The 19,821-nt window shown below is 60.6% G+C and carries 16 protein-coding genes and 2 pseudogenes; 5 read left to right on the top strand and 13 right to left on the bottom strand.

Annotated elements, in window-relative coordinates; translation table 11 throughout:
• Window positions 1-383: 383 nt before the first annotated feature.
• Both ACZ5AC_RS10810 and ACZ5AC_RS10805 read right to left on the bottom strand, forming a co-directional pair.
• Window positions 384-1,370: a Gfo/Idh/MocA family protein gene (locus ACZ5AC_RS10810; RefSeq protein ID WP_464247628.1), complete on the bottom strand. Its 987-nt coding sequence runs from the start codon at window positions 1,368-1,370 to the stop codon at window positions 384-386.
• 143 nt (window positions 1,371-1,513) lie between these two features.
• Window positions 1,514-2,566: an alpha/beta hydrolase gene (locus tag ACZ5AC_RS10805; protein ID WP_464247627.1), complete on the bottom strand. Its 1,053-nt coding sequence runs from the start codon at window positions 2,564-2,566 to the stop codon at window positions 1,514-1,516.
• A gap of 169 nt (window positions 2,567-2,735) precedes the next feature.
• Here ACZ5AC_RS10805 and ACZ5AC_RS10800 point away from each other — a divergent pair, with 169 nt between their 5' ends.
• Entirely contained in the window at window positions 2,736-3,620 is an 885-nt protein-coding gene (locus tag ACZ5AC_RS10800; RefSeq protein WP_464247626.1) for an AraC family transcriptional regulator, read from the top strand.
• Window positions 3,621-3,675: 55 nt separating this feature from the next.
• Here the strand turns inward: ACZ5AC_RS10800 and ACZ5AC_RS10795 are convergent, their stop codons facing one another.
• Window positions 3,676-4,560, bottom strand: a complete 885-nt coding sequence (locus ACZ5AC_RS10795; protein ID WP_464247625.1) for a LysR family transcriptional regulator — start codon at window positions 4,558-4,560, stop codon at window positions 3,676-3,678.
• Between the two features lie 131 nt (window positions 4,561-4,691).
• Between ACZ5AC_RS10795 and ACZ5AC_RS10790 the strand changes: the two genes are divergently transcribed.
• Both ACZ5AC_RS10790 and ACZ5AC_RS10785 read left to right on the top strand, forming a co-directional pair.
• Window positions 4,692-5,537: a DUF169 domain-containing protein gene (locus ACZ5AC_RS10790; RefSeq protein WP_464247624.1), complete on the top strand. Its 846-nt coding sequence runs from the start codon at window positions 4,692-4,694 to the stop codon at window positions 5,535-5,537.
• A 24-nt stretch (window positions 5,538-5,561) separates the two neighbouring features.
• Window positions 5,562-6,044, top strand: a complete 483-nt coding sequence (locus ACZ5AC_RS10785) for a molybdopterin-dependent oxidoreductase (protein WP_464247623.1) — start codon at window positions 5,562-5,564, stop codon at window positions 6,042-6,044.
• Between the two features lie 80 nt (window positions 6,045-6,124).
• Here the strand turns inward: ACZ5AC_RS10785 and ACZ5AC_RS10780 are convergent.
• A pseudogene (locus ACZ5AC_RS10780) lies at window positions 6,125-6,400 on the bottom strand (integrase core domain-containing protein); the annotation flags it as partial.
• Between the two features lie 375 nt (window positions 6,401-6,775).
• Here ACZ5AC_RS10780 and ACZ5AC_RS10775 point away from each other — a divergent pair.
• Entirely contained in the window at window positions 6,776-7,054 is a 279-nt protein-coding gene (locus ACZ5AC_RS10775) for a hypothetical protein (protein WP_464247622.1), read from the top strand.
• A gap of 149 nt (window positions 7,055-7,203) precedes the next feature.
• Here the strand turns inward: ACZ5AC_RS10775 and ACZ5AC_RS10770 are convergent, their stop codons facing one another.
• Window positions 7,204-8,109, bottom strand: coding sequence for a LysR substrate-binding domain-containing protein (locus ACZ5AC_RS10770; RefSeq protein WP_464247621.1), 906 nt, complete (start codon window positions 8,107-8,109; stop codon window positions 7,204-7,206).
• Window positions 8,110-8,273: 164 nt separating this feature from the next.
• On the opposite strand from ACZ5AC_RS10770, the gene ACZ5AC_RS10765 reads away from it, so the two are divergent.
• The gene (locus tag ACZ5AC_RS10765; protein WP_464247620.1) at window positions 8,274-9,278 is read left to right on the top strand and encodes a zinc-binding alcohol dehydrogenase family protein; all 1,005 of its coding nucleotides are present in this window, start codon (window positions 8,274-8,276) and stop codon (window positions 9,276-9,278) included.
• Between the two features lie 342 nt (window positions 9,279-9,620).
• On the opposite strand, the gene ACZ5AC_RS10760 is transcribed toward ACZ5AC_RS10765, so the two are convergent.
• From ACZ5AC_RS10760 to mprF, 8 genes and pseudogenes are all read right to left on the bottom strand, one after another.
• Window positions 9,621-10,781 (bottom strand): tyrosine-type recombinase/integrase, encoded by a 1,161-nt coding sequence (locus tag ACZ5AC_RS10760; RefSeq protein WP_464247619.1) that lies wholly within the window; start codon window positions 10,779-10,781, stop codon window positions 9,621-9,623.
• Between the two features lie 454 nt (window positions 10,782-11,235).
• Complete coding sequence (locus ACZ5AC_RS10755) at window positions 11,236-12,303, bottom strand: lipid II:glycine glycyltransferase FemX (RefSeq protein ID WP_464247618.1); 1,068 nt, start codon at window positions 12,301-12,303, stop codon at window positions 11,236-11,238.
• A 104-nt stretch (window positions 12,304-12,407) separates the two neighbouring features.
• The gene (gene rnk, locus ACZ5AC_RS10750; protein WP_464247617.1) at window positions 12,408-12,821 is read right to left on the bottom strand and encodes a nucleoside diphosphate kinase regulator; all 414 of its coding nucleotides are present in this window, start codon (window positions 12,819-12,821) and stop codon (window positions 12,408-12,410) included.
• A gap of 486 nt (window positions 12,822-13,307) precedes the next feature.
• Window positions 13,308-13,766, bottom strand: coding sequence for a DNA recombination protein RmuC (gene rmuC / locus ACZ5AC_RS10745; RefSeq protein ID WP_464250612.1), 459 nt, complete (start codon window positions 13,764-13,766; stop codon window positions 13,308-13,310).
• Window positions 13,767-13,882: 116 nt separating this feature from the next.
• Window positions 13,883-14,218: pseudogene (gene rmuC / locus ACZ5AC_RS10740) on the bottom strand (DNA recombination protein RmuC); the annotation flags it as partial.
• 801 nt (window positions 14,219-15,019) lie between these two features.
• Window positions 15,020-15,595 carry a class I SAM-dependent methyltransferase gene (locus tag ACZ5AC_RS10735; RefSeq protein ID WP_464247616.1) on the bottom strand — a complete coding sequence of 192 codons (576 nt, stop codon included), beginning with the start codon at window positions 15,593-15,595 and terminating at the stop codon, window positions 15,020-15,022.
• 216 nt (window positions 15,596-15,811) lie between these two features.
• Window positions 15,812-17,197: a virulence factor family protein gene (locus ACZ5AC_RS10730; RefSeq protein ID WP_464247615.1), complete on the bottom strand. Its 1,386-nt coding sequence runs from the start codon at window positions 17,195-17,197 to the stop codon at window positions 15,812-15,814.
• The gene (mprF, locus tag ACZ5AC_RS10725) at window positions 17,194-19,728 is read right to left on the bottom strand and encodes a bifunctional lysylphosphatidylglycerol flippase/synthetase MprF (protein WP_464247614.1); all 2,535 of its coding nucleotides are present in this window, start codon (window positions 19,726-19,728) and stop codon (window positions 17,194-17,196) included. The genes ACZ5AC_RS10730 and mprF overlap by 4 nt, the downstream gene beginning before the upstream one ends.
• Between the last annotated feature and the right edge of the window lie 93 nt (window positions 19,729-19,821).

Below are 19,821 nucleotides of genomic sequence, written 5' to 3'. Positions count from 1 at the left end.
ATTCTGGCCCACAACGATGCGACACGTATTGGTTCGAACCTTCATCCTCAGGAATTCCGGGACGTGATATATCCGGAAGAGGGACGTAAGGGTCGCTTCCTGACAGTCGACGACGGACAAGAAGTTTTCGAGGTCTACAAGAAATTTTCACCACTCCCGGGTGTCCACCCCGCCATGTGGTGTGGCCCCACGGCCGGCTTCCGCCATGGGGGAGTTGGAAACGGTGCGAAGGAGGAAGGACCGGCGATCATTTTCCTTGGGCAGGATGTGCGCCCCTTCAATTCGGCCATGGCCGACGAACTCCGCACCAGCGCCATCATTGGCGTGCTGACTGTGCTTATCGGCGCGGGCGGGTTCGCGGCGCTGTTCTGGGCCGAACATTATCAACGTTCACGCCGCCTTCTGAAGGACACGCAGGCCTTCGCCTCAGAGGTTGTGACGTGCCTGCCTCTGGGGCTCCTGACCACCAATCCCGAAGGGCGAGTCATGCTGGCCAATGCGGCTGCGGCCACCCTCATCGGGAAGCCGGTCGCGGAGATCGAGGGGGGGGCTCTGGCCGGTCTCGGGAGCGTGAACTGGGGAGGGCTCATGGCCGAACTGGAAGGGCGGGACGAGGTGCTGGAGCGCGAGGACGTGCTTGCGGCCCCGCTCCGGAGCACGCCGTTGACCATGATCTGGTCCTCCGTGGTGGAGGGGATTGTCGCGTCCGTATCGGTCACATGCACCGTGTCGCGTCGCCTGACCATGCGGCCGGAGATGCTGGCGAAACCGCCGAGCACGTCCTGCAGGCTGGCCAGGGTATGTCCGAACGGAATGGTCAGCATGGTCGCGCCCTTGGACTTGTTGTTGAGGTAGGCGAGATCGGCGACCGTTTCAGGCCCCCATCCGCCGGCGTCGGCGACCAGGGTCGTCGAGAGCACCTCGCCGACATACCCGTCGGCGATCAGTTGTTGCAGGTACTTCACTTCGACGGCCGCACGCATCTGCGTCCCCACCGTGGCGACGACGCCTTTTTCCCTGGCCAGGGCAGTCAGCTTGTAGGCTTCTTCCAGACCGTTCCCCAGAGGCCATTCGCAATGCACATGCTTGCCCGCATTGAGCGCGGCGGAGACCAGGCCAAAGTGGTAGGGCACCTTGACCGTGACCACGACCAGATCGATCTCGTCGGACGAAACCAGTTCCTGGGGCGTTGCGAAAGCGTGTTTCAGATGGAGCGCCTTGGTTGTCCGTTGCGCGCTCTCGAAGGTAGAGTTGGCGACACCCGTGACCTCGAAATCATCGGAAAGGGATTCGAGGGCCGGAATATGCGCGGTCGACGCCCAGTGGCTGTCCGGGTTCAGACCGATAAAGCCTACTTTGATCTTGCTCATATCTGTCTCCTTGTTGTTTTGCCCCCGTCGGATCGGCACGTTCGACTCTGCACGGGGGAGGCGGCATTCCCCGACTGAACGGTCAGGGGAATGCCGCACCAGCCGCACGCTCATCATCGGCGTGACGGCGGGGATGAGCTCGGCTACTTCAGAGCCTTGGTGAAGAAATCCTGCAGGTTGTCGAAGGGGATCATGTCCACCCGGTCGTACAGGTCGATGTGCCTGGCACCGGGAACGATGAGCAGCTCCTTGGGCTCCTTGGCCATCTTGAAGGCGTCCTCGGTGAAGTAGCGGGAGTGCGCCTTCTCGCCCATGATGAACAGGATCGGGCGGGGCGAAACCGTGTCGATGTAGTTCAGCAGCGGGAAGTTTGCGAAAGCCAGGTTGCTGGTGGCCGTGAACGGGCCGTGAGAACGGGGGTGGTGCCCGCGCGGCATGGCGTAGTACTCCCAGAATTCGCTCATGATCGGGTCCAGACCTTCGGGAATGGCATTGACCGCTTCGGCCGGGAAGCCCTCGGGCAGCATCGGACTGCCGTTTTCAAAATCCTTCCAGCGCTGCTCGCCGAGTGCGTCGAACATCTGGCTGCGTTCCTCGGCGGTCATGGAATCCTGCCAGCCGTTGCGGATGACGCGGCTCATGTCGTACAAGCTCGAGGTGGCGATGGCCTTGATGCGATGGTCGACCTGCGCCGCCTTGAGAGCGAATGCGCTGCTGCCGCAGATGCCGATGGCGCCGATCCTGTTCCTGTCCACAAAGGGACGGGTGCCCAGGAAATCCACGCCCGCACTGAAATCCTCGGAGAAGATTTCGGGAGAGGAGATGTGACGGGGCTGGCCGCCGCTTTCTCCGTTGAAGGACTCGTCGAAGGCGATGGCCACGAAGCCGCGCTCCGCCATGTTCTGCGCATAGATGCCCGCGCCCTGTTCCTTGACGCCGCCGTAGGGAGTACCCACGACGAGGGCCGGATATTTTTTGGATGTGTCAATATCTTTCGGCAGGTACATGTCGGCAGACACAGCTATGCCGTACCGGTTGGGGTACGATACCTTTTCATGCGTTACTTTTTCGCTCAGTTTGAATGTCTTGTCCCAGGTCATGGAGTCCTCCGCATGGGCAGGGTTGGTAATCAGGACCAGAGTCAGCACGGACATCATGGTCGTCATCATTTTGGTCACAAACGTGTTGGATTTCATTGTGGCTTCCTCCAGGTGGTTGATGAGAACCTTTTAAGGAGACTCCAGCCCGTCGTGAACGCACATTTCTCTCTAAACCTTGCCCATTTCTCTTTTCTTTGCTTGTTCCTATTGAACTGGATCAGGGAATGGTGTTCATAAGAGCCATGAACGAACGGAGGATTTGAAAATGTGTAATCTGATTGATTTACTTCAGGATATGGCGACAGTTGATGGCGATGCCGTGGAGTCGATGCTCCCGGGGGTCCGTTTTTTCAAGGATACGAAGCACGTCGCCCGCAGGCCGATGCTGTACAATCCGGGGATCTGCATCGTCGCTTCGGGGCACAAGGTGGCCTACCTGGGAGGCCAGGCCTTCCGCTACGATGTGGACAATTACCTCGTGACCTCGGTCTCCATGCCGTTTGAGTGCGAATCTTTCCCCAGCCCGGAGAATCCCTTGCTGGGCCTGTTCATCGACATCGATATGGGCCAGCTCAATGATCTGATCAGTCAGATGGGACTGCACGATCACGTGGCCGCGCTGCCCGACAACGCGGTATCGCTGGCCATCGGGCCGTCTCCCATGAATGCGGACATGAAGGATGCGGCCATCAAGCTCATGAAGGCCTTGCGCACGGAGCAGGTCGCCAGGATCCTGGCTCCCGGGCTGGTCCGGGAGATCTACTACCGGGCACTGTGCGGCCGCCAGGCGCCGGTGCTCCACGCCCTGGCCCGCAGCACCGGCGCATTTTCGGAGATGGCGCGGGTCATCAGCATCATGGAAGGCAAGTATTCGGAAAAAATCGACGTGCAGCAGCTTGCGCATACGGCCAACATGAGCGTCTCGGCCTTCCACAAGACCTTCAAGGAGGTCACGGCCAACTCGCCCCTGCAGTACCTCAAGAAAATCAGGCTGGCCCGGGCCCGGGACCTGATCGTGCAGAAGAACATGAAGGCCTATCTGGCGGCCGATGCGGTGGGCTACGAGAGCCCGTCGCAGTTCAGCCGCGAGTTCAAGCGCCATTACGGGCTGAGCCCGGCGGAGATGATGCGGGAATTGAAGTCGGCGTGAGAGAGGTGCGTACTGCTGGTCTGCACGCTAGTCTCGATAATGGTGCAGACTGCTTCTAAAGCGCGGTATAAAAATCCCGGATATGGTCCAGAAACAGGCGGAGCCTCCGGGGGTGCTGGCTGCTGCCCGTGACCATGTGCACGTCGTGCTCGAAGCCGCCGCTCCATTCCGGGAGCACTTTGACCAGCCGTCCCGCCTTTTCATGCGGTTCACCTTCCTGTCTTCTGAGCAGCATGACGCCGTGCCCGGCCAGGGCGAAGTCGAGGCACATGTCCACGGAACTGAACGAGTAAAGGGGTTCTACCTCAATGGTTACATGCCGCTGGTTGTTGTGCATGGCCCAGCGGCGTCCGAATCGCTGCAGCACGATGCAGGGTACCTTGTGCAGGTCCATGGGTTCGGCTGGCACGGGATAGCGATCGAACAGACTGGGGGCGGCGTACAGAAACGGCTCGATGGTCATGAGTTTCCTGGCTACCAGCGGTTCGGCGATGGACGGGCCGATGAGAAAGGCCACGTCATAAGGATCCGTGCGCATGTCAACCGGGTGCTCCACACAGGTCAAATGCAGCCGGATGTCCGGCCACATATCGGCAAACTTCAGCAGGGCTTTTTTCATGTGCCGGTCGTACAGGTCCCGGAACATGCAGACGCGGATCAGGCCGGACGCCTGCTGCATGTTCCTGACCAGAGAATCGTATGTCTTCTGCGCTTCCTCCATGAGGAATTCGCAGCGCTCAAGCAAAAGCCGGCCATTGTCGGTCAGTTCGACGTTGCGCGTGTCCCGGTAAAAGAGCCGAGCTCCCATCCTTTCCTCCAGCAATTTGATGCGTCTCGACAGAGTTGAGGCTCCGATACCCAGTATTTCCGAGGCTTTGGTGAAACTTTTTTGCCTGGCCACTTCGACCAGAAGTGGTACGTCATTGAGAAATTCCTGCATAATTATGCCCGTTCGTGGAAAAGAGTTTTCTGTTAGTCGTGTTTATTTTACAGATGAGCATGGTATGAAAAGTCGTGGTCTACGGCAATACTTCCGCTGCTCTGCGGATTTTCCATGAACAGGAGGACACCATGACGATGCAAGCCATACTCGACGGTACCGCTGCCTTTTTGAACCATCTCGGACTGGCCGAAGAGCCGTTCGGCGTCTACTATGCCGACACGAAGCCGGACAACGCATACGGCCCGAAGACGGGCACGCCCATCTCGCGCGAACTGGAAGACCGCCGGGAGCTGGACATGCAGGAGGTCATGAAGACCTTCTCCTGCGTCATGGGCAATGTCTGGCTGGCCCGCAAAAAGAAGGGGGCGGCGTTTATTTCCACCGAAGAGTACGGATGTCCGGGCGGCGTGTACTACTGCTCCATGATGAAGCCCCATCTGCGCTTCATTGAGCACTACGTGTCAACGGGTTTTCCGGGCACACCCCTACACGGCGAGCGGTACATGCCGAGCCCCGACGCCATGCGGGCGTTCATGGAGAAGGTGAACCCGCGCAAGGCACCGGCCAAATATTGCATTTTTAAGCCCCTTTCCCAGTTTACGGACGGCGCGGAGCCCGAATTCGTCATCTTTTTCGCCCGGCCCGAAGTCCTGACCGGACTCTTCACCCAGACCATCTTTGCCACGGGCGACATGGACTGCGTGATGTCCCCCTTCGGCGCCGGCTGCACCAACATGATCGGCTGGCCCCTCTACTACCAGGAGCAGGGCCTGGAAAAAGCCGTGCTCGGCGGGTTCGACCCCTCGGCCCGGAAATTCATGAAGACCGACGAACTGACCTTCACGGTTCCTTTTAGCCTGTATTCCAAGATGCTGGCCGCCCTGCCGGAGTCCATGTTCACGCATGAGACGGACTGGTCGGGCGTGCGCAAGAAGGTTGCCCGCAGCGTCAAGGCCTGGGGCGAAGAGGAATAAAGCTTTTTACAGGAGGCTTGGACAATGGAAATTCGCAGAAGCTATTGCGGCCTTTGCCATCCACGATGCGGCATGCTGCTGCATATTGATAACGGCAAGGTCGTCAAAATTACCGGCGATCCGGACCACCCGATTTCTCGCGGGGTACTCTGCGAACGCGGCCGGTTGATGCTCGATCACATTTACCACCCTGACCGGCTCAACCACCCGCTGAAGAGAGTCGGTAAACGGGGCGAAGGGAAGTGGCAGCGCATCACCTGGGACCAGGCTCTGGATGAAGTTGCCGAAAAACTCGCCGGCTTGAAGGAAAAGCACGGGGCCGAAACCCTCGCGTTCACGCACGGCACCAAGAGGACGTATCACTGGGATTGCCGGAGATTCTTCAACCTGTTCGGCTCCCCCAACACCTGCGGGGTGAACACCATCTGCATGTGCCCCAGCTACGCCACGGAGTATGCCACGTACGGAGGCATGGTCATGGGCAGCGAAATACCCCCGGGTAGTTAAATTTATGCGGTCTCCGTGCAGCCTTCCAGGATACTGATAGATATACCCTGAGGGTGACCTGCCGGGAAACTTCGGACCACTCAATTCTTGAGGGTTTCCCCACGGTTCAAGTTTTTACCATACTGCCGACAGAAATGTTCGGGCGTCATGTTGTTGAGGCTTGAGTGCGGACGAACGGAGTTGTAGTGCCGCCTCCATTCATCGATTACAACCCGCGCCTCAGTCCGACACCGGAACCATTCCATCGACAGACACTCGTCTCGAAATTTGCCGTTAAAACTCTCGTTCAAACCGTTCTGCCATGACTTCTCAGGCTCAATCAGCGCCAGATTCAGAGACTCCTGCGCCGACCATCGCGGTCAAGACCACCTTGGCCTTGAACTCGGCTGAATGCTTCCGTCTCGTCTTCTTCATCATTCTCTGCTCCCTAATCATTTGCGTTTGAAGGGGTCGGGACTAGCAGAGTTAAGCCAGGGGTAATTGGAAACCCTTGCCTGCCGTGGGTTTGCCTGGGCGTCGTCCTGTTTAGTGTGTGCTCAAGGGAGGTCGTGTGGGAGGTGTAGGAAGACTCCTCAAAATTTTAACGCGCTTCTTTCCAATCCCGATCTCAAGGATCAACTCTTTATGATCTATCCCCTTGGCGAATCGACGGCACCTGTAGGCAACGCCGATCCCGATCGGGTTCGCAATCTGGCCTTTTCAAGAAGATGTATGGCTCAACGCCCGAGGAAGTGAAAGAGAAACTGGTCGAAGTGCCGTGGATCAGCGGAGGACGAACCAGAAGCCTGCTCATGACCTGTATAAATGGGGTCAACGAGCAAATTTCCAAAGTTGTTGTGGATTTGAAAGCTCTGCCGGAAGCATTGAAACAATACGTCAGTTTCGTAGACGGAACATGCGAATGGCGCAACATTGCCGGAACCGAGGGATTAAGTGCGCACAGTTTCGGTATTGCCATGGATATTGATGTGAAGAATTCCGATTATTGGCGCTGGGCAAAGGAAAAATGAGCTGGCCCCATTTCTTACAAATACCGTATTCCTTATGAAATCGTACGTATATTCGAGAAACACGGTTTTATCTAGAGAGGAAAATGGTATCATTACGATACCATGCATTTTGAATACAGTCCGGAATTGTTGATACAGTAGGGCCGTTCCTAGCCAACGTTACGCACCAACTTCAGTGCGTTTCTATTTGTCGGATTCATCTTTTCCAGTGCGCTCAGCAGAAATTGGACCAGATAGTCCGCCAGCTCCACTCGCGCTCCTTCTTCGCCAAACACGGCTATTTCCGTATCGGGCAGCGCAGGCAAATTGCATTCCTCCGGTAATTCCGCAAGTTCTGCGCCCAGAAACGATTTCCCCAAAATAGACACTCCGAGTCCACCCTGAACGGCTGCCTGCAACCCCACGATGCTGTGCGCCGTGCAGCTGATGCGCCATGGTCGTTCGGCTGCTCGAAGCAAGTCGAGCATGATCCTGCGATAGGAGCAGGGCGTCGGCAAAAGAATCAGCGGCAGTTGATCCGTTTGACCAACCTTGAAGCCTTTTGCGGCCATCCAGATCAAGGGTTCACGCCAGATGACCCGACCTGCTTGCGGCTGGGCGTCCCGCTTGGCAATGACCAGATCGAGTTCGCCGAGGTTCAGCGTTTCGACCAGTGCCGTACTCAAGCCTGTCCGCAGTTCCAACCGTACACCGGGATGAGCGCGGGCAAACTGAGCAAGCAGCAACGGCAATTGACGGGGGATGAAGTCTTCCGAAATTCCGAGCCGCAACAATCCTGCCAAGGGCGGGGCTTTCACGGATCGGATAGCCTCATCATTGAGTGCGATGATGGCGTGGGCATGCGGCAACAGTTGTTCGCCGTCTATGGTCAAAGCAACGATCCGGCTCGTTCGGCTAAAAAGTGCTTTGCCGATAATATCTTCCAGGCGGTGTATCTGTTGGCTGACCGCAGACTGGGTCCGCCCCAGAATATCTCCGGCCTGCGTGAAGCTGCCGGTTTCGGCCAGGGCGACAAAGGTGCGCAAGAGATTGATTTCCAGATCAGGTTGTTTCATGATTTTTTAATAATGGTTGCTTATGAATGTTGCAATAATAATTAATTTCTCTGTTTTATCGGACGTATGTATACGATCATCAAAACACGGCGCATGCCGTTGCCACCAGCAATCTGTACCGGCTTGGCGGTTTCTGCTACACCGAGATAAACTTTGGAGGACTTATGAAAGTGATCGTTGCGCATGGCGGACAGAATCCGGCGGATGCCGGAGCGTTTTCCGAGGAAGAGAGAACCATCCCCCACGCTGAAGGGCGCGATATTCTGGTCAAGATTCAGGCTTCGGCCGTTAATCCTGTGGATACCAAGGTCTTTGAACGCATGCCTGCAGATGCTGCGCGTATTCTGGGCTGGGATGCCTGCGGAATCGTGGAGGCCGTGGGGCCAAAAGGTACCAAATTCAAACCCGGTGACCGTGTGTACTACGCCGGGGATCTGACACGCGATGGCAGTAATGCCGAGTATCAGCTGGTTGACGAGCGTCTGGTCGGTCCGGCTCCGGTCAGTCTTGCGGTGGCGCAGGCCGCCAGTCTGCCGCTGACCACCCTGACGGCCTGGGAAGGGCTGTTCGACCGTCTGGGCTTTGCGGCAGCAGAAGGTGCCAACGCGGGCATGACGCTTCTGGTTATTGGTGGCGCGGGTGGGGTTGGCTCCATGATCATTCAGCTGGCCAGATGGGCAGGTATGACCGTTATTGCCACGGCCGGGCGGCCGGATTCGGCACAGTGGTGTCGGGATCTTGGCGCGTCCGCCGTCATTGGGCGGGATAATCTGGCCGAGCGTCTTACTGCGGAAGGTATATCCAGCGTGGACGCCATCTATTGCACCACCCATCTGGAAGAACACTGGCAAGCCATGAGTCAGGTCATTGCGCCGCAGGGGCGTATCTGCATGATCGATGATCCGGACGCAGCCCTTGATATCAGGGTTTTCAAGCAGAAAAGCGTGCGCCTGTGCTGGGAATTTATGTATACGCGCTCCATGTTCAAGACGGCTGATATGGACCGGCAGGGCATGATTCTGGAGACTGTTTCGAGGCTGATTGATGCAGGTCGAGTGCGCACTACGCTGGCCAAGACCATTGAAGGTTTGAGTGCGGAATCCGTGCAAGCGGCGCATCTGCAGCAACGGACGGGGAAGATGGTCGGGAAGCAGGTGATTGTGTTTTGAAAAGGAGCGTGAACAGGTGGATGGTCGTTGTTACCTTTCTGAGGAGAGCGAACGCGCCTGTTTACGAATACCTCTCAAAAATTGAGGTGTCTCCCCCTCTCGCTCCAGAGAGTGCCGATCTGGATGACTAGGAATCGTGTTGCCTTGACATCTGGCCAGGGAAAACACCAAAGAGAGGGCAGGGGAGAGCTGGAAAGATCATGCCGCAAACTGTTACACAGACCGAGTGAAGCACTGGCTTGATGGTAAATAAAATCAGATAGTAGTGTCGAAAATTGCCAATGCCCCCTTCGACACCAATTATAAAGCCGCTACAGAAACATCTGTAGCGGCTTTTTCGAATTATGCAGTTTTTGGATTTTCAACATCGATCGAAGTATTTTGCTTTTCAATATTTGCAAATAAATTTCCTGCCACTTCAGCTGCTCGTTTTAGAGCTTCATCGCGAAGATGTGCGTAGCGCTGTGTCATCTGTGGAGATTTGTGCGTCAATAGCTTTTGTAGTGTATATATATCAACTTGACCAGAGCTCGCTAACATTGACGCGTATACATGCCTGAGTCCATGCAGAGCTCGAAAATCTTCAGGAAGTCCGGCGCGACGTTTTATTCGGGCTGTTTGATGTTTGACATCTTTTCTCAAGCCGCCATTGCGGCCTGGGAAGACAAATTCACTGCCTGTTCTGGGGTGGTCCTGAAACAGTTGCCTGGCCGCTTCGTTCATTGGGATCCGCTGGTCCTTTCCGCCTTTGGGATCGCGGATAAAAATGAAATCTTTTTCGAAATCTAAATCAGACCATTTCAGCTTGAATATTTCTCCACGGCGCATCCCTGTAAAAAGGGCTGCTTTCATTATTCCTGCTGCTTGTATGTTCGTATCTTCAGCAATTGCCTTGAACAGACGTTCCATTTCATCTGGCGTTAGATCTTCAGTTTTGTGATTATCTGTTTTTGGAAACACAATGGTAAAAGGCAAGCGAGAGCATAAGTGCATTCTAACGCCAAAATTAATAATACGTCTAAATAATTCAAGTGTGTTTTTAACAGTCTGCGGACTCTTTGATTTGAGCATCATTACTCGAACCCTATCCACATCGAGCGGAGCAATTTCGTCAGGCTCCTTGTGCCCGAAAGGAACTTCGAGGTAGCGTATGAATCTGCTCTCGTCTGTCTTGATTCCTTTAAAATCAACTTTACTTTTCTTGTACTCAGCCCACAATTTGGAGAGCGTCCAACGATTGTCGTCCGCCTCTTTCTCTGCTTTGATTTTGTTGCGACGGATTTTGTTCGAGTCGGACTTTCCATCTATGCGCTCAGCCCTTAAGCGAGCAGCCCTTGCTTCGGTCATGTCGTCGCGGCCTTGGTAACCAGCTTTCTCTTCGATTAGTTTCCCATCCCTGCGGTATACGATGTAATAGACTCGTTCCGGTTTTCCGTCCGCACCAGTGCCGATGACGTAATAGACGCCCGGATAGCGCGTTTTTTCGCGTTTTCGTGATGGCATTTTTCCTCCAAACCAAGGGCTAGCGGGCTTAAACCGAGGATCGTCTGCCCAACACTATGCCCAACATTAGAGGTGAAATTAGGTGAAAAATGAGAAAAGTCAATGAACGTCGACTTGATATAACTATCCGAAAAATAATAAATAATGCAAAGTGGTGCAAATAGGTGAAAATGGTAGGATTAGGTTTTGGGAACCGAGGGCCGCTGGTTCGAGTCCAGTCGCCCCGACCAGGAAAAGTAAAGGCTTACAGGAGTATTTCCCCTGTAAGCCTTTTTTTCGTTACAAGCTTAAAGCCAATCTTTTCTTTGTTACATTGACATATACTCATACCGTGTATCGAAACTCTAACAGGCAAGTGTTGTCTTTCAGCAGCGTGTGATAATTCCGTAAAGATTTGTCTTTTGCGTAGAGTCCATTCCATTAATTCGATTTCGTGCCATCCAGCGTTGCAGTATCAGGCGTCGCGTCCGCTCCTGTACAGCCGCTCGGCGTTGCTGAACTCTCTGTAGGCGTCCTGGTCCAGGGGGAAGTCCCAGGAACCGCAGCGGTATTCGATGCGGCCGCCGAAGCCGGTCTTGAAGCGGTACAGACCGTAGAAAGGGTGGGACGGGTCCACTCCGGGCGAGACAGCACCCATTTCGTAGGTCGTGCAGCCTCGTTCGCGGGCGTGGCGCATGGCTGTCCAGTGCATGAGGCTCGGGGCCATGAGGTTTCGCTTCGTGTTCGCCGACGCGCCGTAGAGAAAGTTCGCGGCCTTGCCGGAGATGCCGACGATGGCGCCGGCCAGGGTGTCCTGTCCGTGCCGGGCGAGCAGGAAGACCAGTTCGGAATGGTCCGACGATGTGGCTAGGCCCTGGAACAAGGCGCTGAAATGATTGAATGGGCCTGGTGTGAACCCGTTGCGCCGGGCCGTCTGGCAATAGAGGGCGTAAAATTCCGGCAGGTTTTCCCGGCCTACGGTCTGCACCGTGACCCCTTTGCGCTGCGCAAGGCCGATATTGTAGCGGGTCTTGGGCTTCATGCCTTCGAGAATGGCGTCCTCGCTTCCCCCGATGTCCACCACCAGGGAACTGGCCACGGTCAGGTCCTCGAAGGACTTGCGGATGTTCCAGTGCTGCGTGCCCATGTTCATCCGCATCTCGCGCACCCTGGCTTCGGGGAATGCCGTCCGTCCGCCCTCTTGCAGTTCGTCGGAATAAGGGGAGATCCAGGGCAGGTCGTAGCGGATGAAGGCCACGTCCGGTTCCAGGTGCCTGGCCAGGGCCAGGGAGAATTTTTCGATGAAGGTCCCGTACTCCTCCTGCTCCGGCGCATGTTCGGGGCCCTGGGGCACGATGGCCACCGTCTTGTCCCCGAGGGGCTTGAGCAGCACGAGCACGTCGCCTCCCGGCCCGCTCGTGGCGATGTCGAAGGCGCGGGGCCTCAGACCGAGGCGGGACTTGACCTGCGCCCAGTAGGGAGTCTGGAACAGAATATCCGTCGGCAGCAGCGCGGCCGTTGTCTTTGACGAGAGATCCACCATGTCATCCTCCGTTCGTGGCGGTGTTGAGGGTTGGCAAGCAAAAAGGGGGGCCGGCGCCCCCCCCTGAAAACGAGACGTGCGCCGGGCTCCGGCGCTCCGTGATTTCAGAGATCGTAGTTACCCGAGCGCTCCGGCTGGTCCACGACCTCCTTGATGACAAGACGCAGCGTCCCCCCGCCGGGCCGGGGCCAGGGCATCTCGTCGCCCTCGGACAGGCCCAGCAGCGCGCTGCCCACCGGGGCGAGGATGGAGACCGTCTCCTCGTCGTTGTCGCGCGTGCCGGGGTAGACGAGCTTCAGGCAACGCTCCGTGCCCGACGGCTGCATTTCGAACCTGACGGTGGAATTCATGGTCACCACCGTCGGGGGGACCTGCCTCGGGTCCACCCTGACTGCGCGATCGAGTTCCTCCGCCAATCCTGCCTTGGCCGGGAAGGCTACGGAGGACAGGGAGTCCAGAAGAATCTCCAGGCGTTCGGCGTCCTGGGTCGTAATGATGATTTCGGGTTTCGTGCTCATGGTCACCTCCTGGGCGCATGTGCTGCAAAAGGTTCGGGCCCGGCCGTGCGGGATGCAGGGGGCGGAAAAAAAAGAGGGGGCATGCCTTCGACACGCCCCCCATGTAATACACCAGGATTTTCAGGGCGTGGTCAGGTGTCCACAGGGCGACGCAGCTTGAGGGCCTCGGCTGCGCGGTTGAATTTGATGCACTGGGACATGACTGCTCCTGAAGGAAAATGCCTTGCGGGTCTGAACGGTACAAAAAAACAGGAAGCATTCCGCCGTTCCGGAATGCTTCCCTGGGATCACCAACTTCAAAACAAACCGCCCTATAGCTCGCTCTTTGCTTTCATGCAAGCCCCAAGTCGGAAAGACCTCCCAACAGGGCAGACCACAATCCCGTCAGGCCGGGTTCGGGTCCGGACGGATTGCCGCACGCATGCGTCCTCCGAGGGTTGAGCGCCCGCCGATCGTCGGAGGGAGAGGTCCCCTGCGCGTGGTTCCTCACTGCATTTCCGGCATGGCCTCCCCATCCTCTTCGTCCATGGCCAGCGAAAGCAGCGTCGAAGACGCTTCGGCCGGCAGTTCCTGGACGTCCCTGAGCTTGCGGCCGATGGCGCGCGTGCGGACCTTCGCCTTTTCGATGGTTTCGGAGGCCTGGTGGATGCGTTTCTGCACGGCGTCCAGGACTTCTCCGTACTTGGACCATTCCGTCTTGACCGCTCCGAGCAGGGTCCAGACCTCGCCGGAGCGTTTCTGGATGGCCAGGGTGCGGAAGCCCATCTGCAGGCTGTTCAGGATGGACCACAGGGTGGTGGGACCGGCGATGACGACCCGGCAGTCGCGCTGGATGCCCTCGGCCAGGCCGGGACGGCGGATGACCTCGGCGAAGAGGCCCTCGATGGGCAGGAAGAGGATGCCGAAGTCCGTGCTGGCGGGCGGGTTGACGTACTTGTCGCGGATGTCCCGGGCGCAGGCCTTGACCCGGGTTTCGAGCTGCCTGCAGCCTCGATGCCCTCGGCGTCTGCCCGCTCCTGGGCGTCGAGGAGACGCTGGTAGTCCTCCACCGGGAACTTGGCGTCGATGGGCAGGAGCACGGGGGTCTCGCCGTCCTGGCCGGGCAACTTTATGGCGAACTCAACGCGCTCGGCGCCGTCGCGGGTGGAGGCGTTTCGGACGTACTGCTCGGCGTTCAGGACCTGCTCCAGCAGGGCGCCGAGCTGGACCTCGCCCCAGGTGCCACGCGTCTTGACGTTGGTCAGGACCTTCTTCAGGTCGCCCACGCCCGTGGCCAGGGTCTGCATCTCGCCCAGGCCCTTGTGGACCTGTTCGAGCCGTTCGCTGACCTGACGGAAGGATTCGCCGAGCCGCTTCTCCAGGGTGCCCTGGAGCTTTTCGTCGACGGTCTGGCGCATGCTTTCGAGCTGACTGGCGTTGTCGGCCTGGAGCAGACGCAGCCGCTCCTCCACGGTGGCGCGGACGGTTTCGAGCCTGGCGGCGTTGGTTTCGGACAGCTGGTTCATGGCCGCCGCCATGGCGTTCAGCCGGGCATCCTGCGCCTCGCCGATGTCGCCCATGGTGCGTGTTGCGGTCTCGGAGATGCGCGTCAGCGTGGCGACGACCTCCTCGCGCAGGGCCTTGGCGTTCCCGGCGGAGCGCTGCTCCAGGCGGGCCAGCTGCTCCAGGCTCGCCCGCGAGAAGTCGCCGAAATGCGCGGCCAGCGCGTCGAACTGCCGTCCCTGGGCGCAGTGCCCGTCGGACACGCGCTGCAGCAGGTTCCCGCCCGCTTCCCGGATGTGTCCGGCCAGCTCCCGGCGCAGCTCGGCCAGCAGCCGCCCGGATTCGTCGCGTCCCTGGGCGACTTCCTCGCGCAGCAGCAGCCGCGTCATCTCCAGGGATTTCTCGAAGGCGTCGAGCCGGGCGTTCACGAGCAGGGCGCTGCGCGACACCCGGAACAGGACGGCGACGAGCAGGACAATGCCCATGGCGGGCAGGGCTACGGGACCGTAGAGGAGCAGTTCGTTCATGGTGGCCTCGATATGGGGGGGTGAGCGCTGCGGACGTTCTTTGGTTTCGCGGGGATGGATGGAACTGAAAAAGCCGGACGCGTCAAGGCGCCTTCCGGCTCATCTCGCGCCGGAGAGGCGTCGGCAGGGCGCCAACGTTCGGGGATGCGCAGGCCGCGCAGGGTTGTCCGCAGGCGACGGAAATCCGGTTCAGTTGTCGGCGCGGAGGATGTACCCGAGCCAGACGTCCCGGTTGCCCAGCAGGGACCGGCTGCGGGTGTGCTCCAGCACGCGCAGCCCCGCCCGGTCGAACTCGCGGCGCAGCTCCGAGTCGGACCAGAGCTGGAAGACCCTGCCGTCCCCCGCTTCCTCGCTGCCTCCCCAGGCCTTCATGCTGACGTACATGATGCCGCCGGCCTTGAGCATGCGCTTGGCCTTGCTCATGGCCCTGGGGAATTCCGGCTTGGGCAGGTGGACCAGGGTGCCGATGAGCAGGATGCAGTCGTAGTGCATGGGCGGGTTGTAGTCGAAGAGGTCGATCATGGTCACGGGGCAGGCCGAGTGGTCGCTGGCCAGGACGGCCAGGGACGGGGAGCGCTCCAGGCCCGTTGGGTCGAAGCCCCGCGCCTTGAACCATTTGAGGTCGCGGCCCGAGCCGCAGCCGATGTCGAGGATGGCGCCGCCCGGCCGCAGGTAGGGCAGCAGCGGTTCGAGGATGGGCGAGGGGTCGATGCGGTTGGTGCGCTCGAAGTACGCCCGGGCGTTGGATTCGTAGAAGTCGGTCATGGCGTCGGTCGGGGTTGCGGCGGTGCCTGTGCCACGCCGTGTTTTCGGGACGCGAAGCCCGCGTCGGTTGAGCCGTTGTAGCGCCCTTGGCGGAAAAAGTCAGCAGGAACCGGGCGGGCGCGGTTCATGGCGACGGAACGGTTGCGTGCAGCCTGAACCGCTTCGCGCAAAACCCGTCAACGACCGGAGGTCGGGGCGTCGCCTGGTCCCGAGGACTCAGAACTTCCGCAGGTGTTCCAGGATGAGGGCCGCGACGCGGGCGTAGTCCCCGTTGAAGTGATGGGAACCTGGGAGCGCGACGATGGTGGCCTCGTCGGGGCTCAGTTCGTGGCAGAGGGAGGATTTTTCCTCCTGGCCGTAAAGGCAGAGCAGGGGAATGGGCGCGAGCCTGCGGACCTCGGGGAGCAGGGCGATGTCCTGGGCGGCCTCGTCGTCGTGGAGCCAGTCCGAGACATGGAACTCCAGCTCCACGAACCTGCTCGGAGCCAGCAGGGAAATCTGGCGGACGGTCCCGCGCAGGTCGGGCGGCAGGTTGTTGACCATGGGCGGCAGGGCGTCGGCCCCCAGGGAGAAGCCGATGAGGATGACGCGCCTCGCGCCTCGGGCCGCGAGGTAGTGGCGCATGATCCGCGCCAGGTCCGCGCCGGCGCCCTCGGGCGTGCGTTTGGTCCAGAAGTACTTCATGGAGTCGAGGCCCACGACGCCGATTCCGCTTTTCGCCAGGTTGGCCGCGATGTCCTTGTCGATGCCGGCCCAGCCGCCGTCGCCCGTGACGAACACGGCCAGGGTGTCCGAGGCCTGTCCTTTGGCGGGCACCTCCACGAGTGGCAGATCGTCGACGTCGCCTTGCCCCTCGCTGAGCCGGCCGGGCGAAGCCTGTGCGTGGTCCGTCAGGGTTTTGCCGATGATATCGCGCCACGCCGCCGTGTCGCCATAACCGGCCGCGCCGGGCAGGATCATTGACCGCACGCCGCCCAGATCGCCGATGAAGTCGCGCAGGGCGGCTTCCGGAAAGACCGGGTCCTTCTGGGCCTGAACGACGGTCCAGGGCAGATCCGCCTTGGCGAAGGGCTCGTAGCGCACGCCCCCGGCCGTTCGCGTCCACGTCAGCCCCCTGCCGACGCCGAAGGGCTGCGCCAGTTTCAGTTCCGGCCTGAAGCCGAGGCTCACGCCGGTCGGGAACGTCCCCGCGGGCGCCTGCGCGAGGCTCGCGTAGACGATGCCGGCGCCGGCGCCGTGTCCGACGAGCAGCGGGGCCGTGAGCCGCGGCAGGCCCAGGCTCTTCTGTACGTATTTGCTCATGGATTCGAGCTCGAAGGACACGTTGGGCTCGTAGTTCTCCCGCGCCACGTTTTCGAAGTAGCGCTTCACGTCCACGCCCGCCACCAGGGCCCCGGCCTCTCCGGCGACCCTGGCCAGCTCCTCCTCGGTTTCGCCCCAGCCCGAGCCGTCGGAGAGCACGATGACTACCATGGCCGGGTCCGTCTGACGGCCGCGCAGGATCAGTTCTCCGAAGGGACCGAAGGCCAGCGTGCCGGCCAGGCCCTGTCCTGACTGGGACAGGAGCGCCAGGAAAACGACGAGTCGGATCAGGCCCTTCATTTGCCCACCATCCCGCGCACGCCGCCTGCCACCAGCGCGGCCACCTCGGTCAGGATTCCGGGCAGGGCCAGGCCGCCCGGGGCCAGCAGGTAGTTCGGCTCCCAGGCGGGCCCGAACTTCTCCTTGAAGGCGCGCAGGCCCCGGAAGTTGTAGAAATCCTCGGCGTGGGAGTAGAGGAAGTTGCCGACTTTGTTCCAGGTCGGGGCCAGGGCGTGGGTCTCCAGGCCCGAGAAGGGCGAGACGCCGAGGTTGAAGCGCGTGAAGCCCTGCTGCTGGCCCCAGAACATGAGCATGAAGAGCAGGTAGTCCATGACGCCGCGCGGCGCGCCGTGCACGAAGCGCATGAGGTCGATGGCCAGTTCGGTCCTGCCGCCCGTCCAGACGTTGCCGAAGGCCAGGATGCGGCCTTCCCGGCGGACAACCGCCGTATGGAAGCGGGCCAGGTAGTCGGCGTCGAAGCGCCCCAGGGAGAACCCTTTTTCGCGGGCGTTCTTGAGGGACAGCCAGGCGTCGGACACGGCGCGGAGTTCGCCGCCGATGCCCTCGAACCCTTCCGGCGGGATGACCTCGAAGACGCAGCCGTTCTTCTCCAGGTTGTTCTTCTTGTAGCGCAGCCCCTGCCGGGACGCGCCGTTCAGGTGGAAGGACGGCAGGTCGACGATGGCCTCCTCGCCGATCTTCAGCAGGTTCAGGCCCGTGTCCCAGAAGAGGTGCAGCCGGTCCTGGGGCACGCCGTAGAAGACGGGGCGCCCGCAGTGGCGGTCGCAGGTTTCGCGGAACTGCCAGATGAGCTCCTGGGCTTCGTCCTCGCGGCCCACGGGCGGGCCCATGGTCACCCAGGTCCGTCCGGTGACGCCGAACATGAGGAAGGACTCGCGGCTTTGACTGAAGAGAAAGGTCTTGTCGCCCAGCAGGGCCAGGTTGGCGCGGGTGTGCGGGGCACGGGCCACGATGCCCCGCACGCATTCCTCGTCTTCGGGGCTCACGGGCGCGGGGCGATAGGGCGCCGGGGCCAGCAGGCGCATGAAGGCCAGGCACAGTCCGGCAGTGCCGGCCCCGGCCCAGGCGCGGACCACGTCGGGCACGGAGCCGTCCGTGGTCAGGGTCAGCCAGAAATCGTCGGCCTGGCCGCCGAGCTTCCAGGACGTGGCGGCAAGGGCCGTGGTGGCGGTCAGGACCAGGGCCATGGCCACGATCCAGCCTGGGGTGAAGCGGTCCGAGAACATGCTCGAATGGCGGGAGAAGCGCGCGCGGTTGGCCACGAGCAGCGTCAGGGCGACGCCGAGGACGATGGCTTCCTCGTAGTCGCCGCCGCGCAGCAGGGCGGCGAGCATCCCGAGGGCCAGCATGACCGCCGTCAGGTGGAAGGCCACGTCCAGGCGGCGCTGGATGCCGCGGGCCAGGAAGAGCAGGCACATGCCGATGACGCTGCCCATGAGGTGCGACCCGCCCACTACCGAACCCGGCAGGTGCTCCATCAGCCACTGCAGCCTGCCGGCCAGGGACGGCGTGGCGCCGGACAGAAGCAGCACGGCCCCCGAGGCGAAGGTCAGGGCGGCCAGGGCCTGGGGCACCAGGGTCGCGCTGCCGCGCACGCCGGCGTGGGCCAGGAGACGCAGGACCGGGACGGTTTCCAGGGCTTCGCGCACGGCCAGGGTCAGGGCCGCCAGCAGCAGCGGCAGGATGTAGTAGATGCAGCGGAAGGCCAGCAGGGCGGCGAACAGGCCGCCGTTGTCCGCGGCGTCGGGCGTGAGCAGCATGAAGGCCGTTTCGAAGACGCCCACCCCGCCGGGGGCCTGGCTGACCACGCCGGCCAGCTGGGCCAGCATGAAGCGGGTGAAGAAGACCGTCAGTCCCGGGTCGCCCGGCAGCAGCACGTAGAGGATCAGGCCGGACAGGCCCCAGTCCAGGACCGAGAAGAGCACCTGAACCGCCGCCGTGGCCGTGCCAGGGGCCGGGATCTGGAAGCCGAGGATCGAGACGGGCGAGCGCCAGCGGGTCGACAGAAGGATGTACAGCAGCGGCACGGCCGTCAGGACCGCACCCAGGATGTCGCCGCCCAGGGCCAGGGTGCGGGCGGCTTCGGGACTCAGCAGCAGGGCCAGCCCCCCCAGACCCACCAGGCCGAGCCAGAGGCTCGCGGTGGTGAAGATGGTGATACGCCCCACGTCGGCCGTGGACAGGCCCCAGGCTGCGTAGAGGCGGAACTTGATGGAACTCCCCGAGAGGAAGGAGAAGCCCAGGGTGTTGGCGAAGGCGTTGCCGATGAAGGACGAGATGGCGATGCGCCTGAAGGGCTGGGGCACCCCGGCGTAGCGGCAGGCGAAGAGCTCGTACCCGGCCAGGACCACGTAGTTGAGCACGGCCAGGGCCAGGGCGAGACCGATGCCCCGGCGCGGGATGGAGGACAGGGCGGACCAGATCTGGTCGACGCTGACGTGGCTGAGTTCCTGGTTCAGGAAACGCAGGGCCGCCGCGATGAGCACCACGGAGACCACCGGTCCCCAGAAAGAGACGGAACGAAAATTCATGGATGCTGCTCCGCTGCGTCACCCGAGCCGGATGACGCTTTTGGTGTTTTGCTCTGGAGTTGGGTCGAAACGTTCCGGGGTCCGAGGCTGGAA

The organism is Desulfomicrobium aestuarii (genome assembly GCF_055385525.1).
This window is presented reverse-complemented; position numbering and strand designations above follow the sequence as displayed.

Bases quoted from the DNA above. Each gene is read 5' to 3' on its own strand.
- ACZ5AC_RS10785 (WP_464247623.1), top strand. From the start codon at position 5,562: ATGGAAATTCGCAGAAGCTATTGCGGCCTTTGCCATCCACGATGCGGC.
- ACZ5AC_RS10760 (WP_464247619.1), bottom strand. From the start codon at position 10,781: ATGCCATCACGAAAACGCGAAAAAACGCGCTATCCGGGCGTCTATTAC.
- mprF (WP_464247614.1), bottom strand. From the start codon at position 19,728: ATGAATTTTCGTTCCGTCTCTTTCTGGGGACCGGTGGTCTCCGTGGTG.
- ACZ5AC_RS10810 (WP_464247628.1), bottom strand. From the start codon at position 1,370: ATGAGCAAGATCAAAGTAGGCTTTATCGGTCTGAACCCGGACAGCCAC.
- ACZ5AC_RS10800 (WP_464247626.1), top strand. From the start codon at position 2,736: ATGTGTAATCTGATTGATTTACTTCAGGATATGGCGACAGTTGATGGC.
- ACZ5AC_RS10790 (WP_464247624.1), top strand. From the start codon at position 4,692: ATGACGATGCAAGCCATACTCGACGGTACCGCTGCCTTTTTGAACCAT.
- ACZ5AC_RS10765 (WP_464247620.1), top strand. From the start codon at position 8,274: ATGAAAGTGATCGTTGCGCATGGCGGACAGAATCCGGCGGATGCCGGA.
- ACZ5AC_RS10730 (WP_464247615.1), bottom strand. From the start codon at position 17,197: ATGAAGGGCCTGATCCGACTCGTCGTTTTCCTGGCGCTCCTGTCCCAG.
- ACZ5AC_RS10770 (WP_464247621.1), bottom strand. From the start codon at position 8,109: ATGAAACAACCTGATCTGGAAATCAATCTCTTGCGCACCTTTGTCGCC.
- ACZ5AC_RS10735 (WP_464247616.1), bottom strand. From the start codon at position 15,595: ATGACCGACTTCTACGAATCCAACGCCCGGGCGTACTTCGAGCGCACC.
- rnk (WP_464247617.1), bottom strand. From the start codon at position 12,821: ATGAGCACGAAACCCGAAATCATCATTACGACCCAGGACGCCGAACGC.
- ACZ5AC_RS10795 (WP_464247625.1), bottom strand. From the start codon at position 4,560: ATGCAGGAATTTCTCAATGACGTACCACTTCTGGTCGAAGTGGCCAGG.
- ACZ5AC_RS10755 (WP_464247618.1), bottom strand. From the start codon at position 12,303: ATGGTGGATCTCTCGTCAAAGACAACGGCCGCGCTGCTGCCGACGGAT.
- ACZ5AC_RS10805 (WP_464247627.1), bottom strand. From the start codon at position 2,566: ATGAAATCCAACACGTTTGTGACCAAAATGATGACGACCATGATGTCC.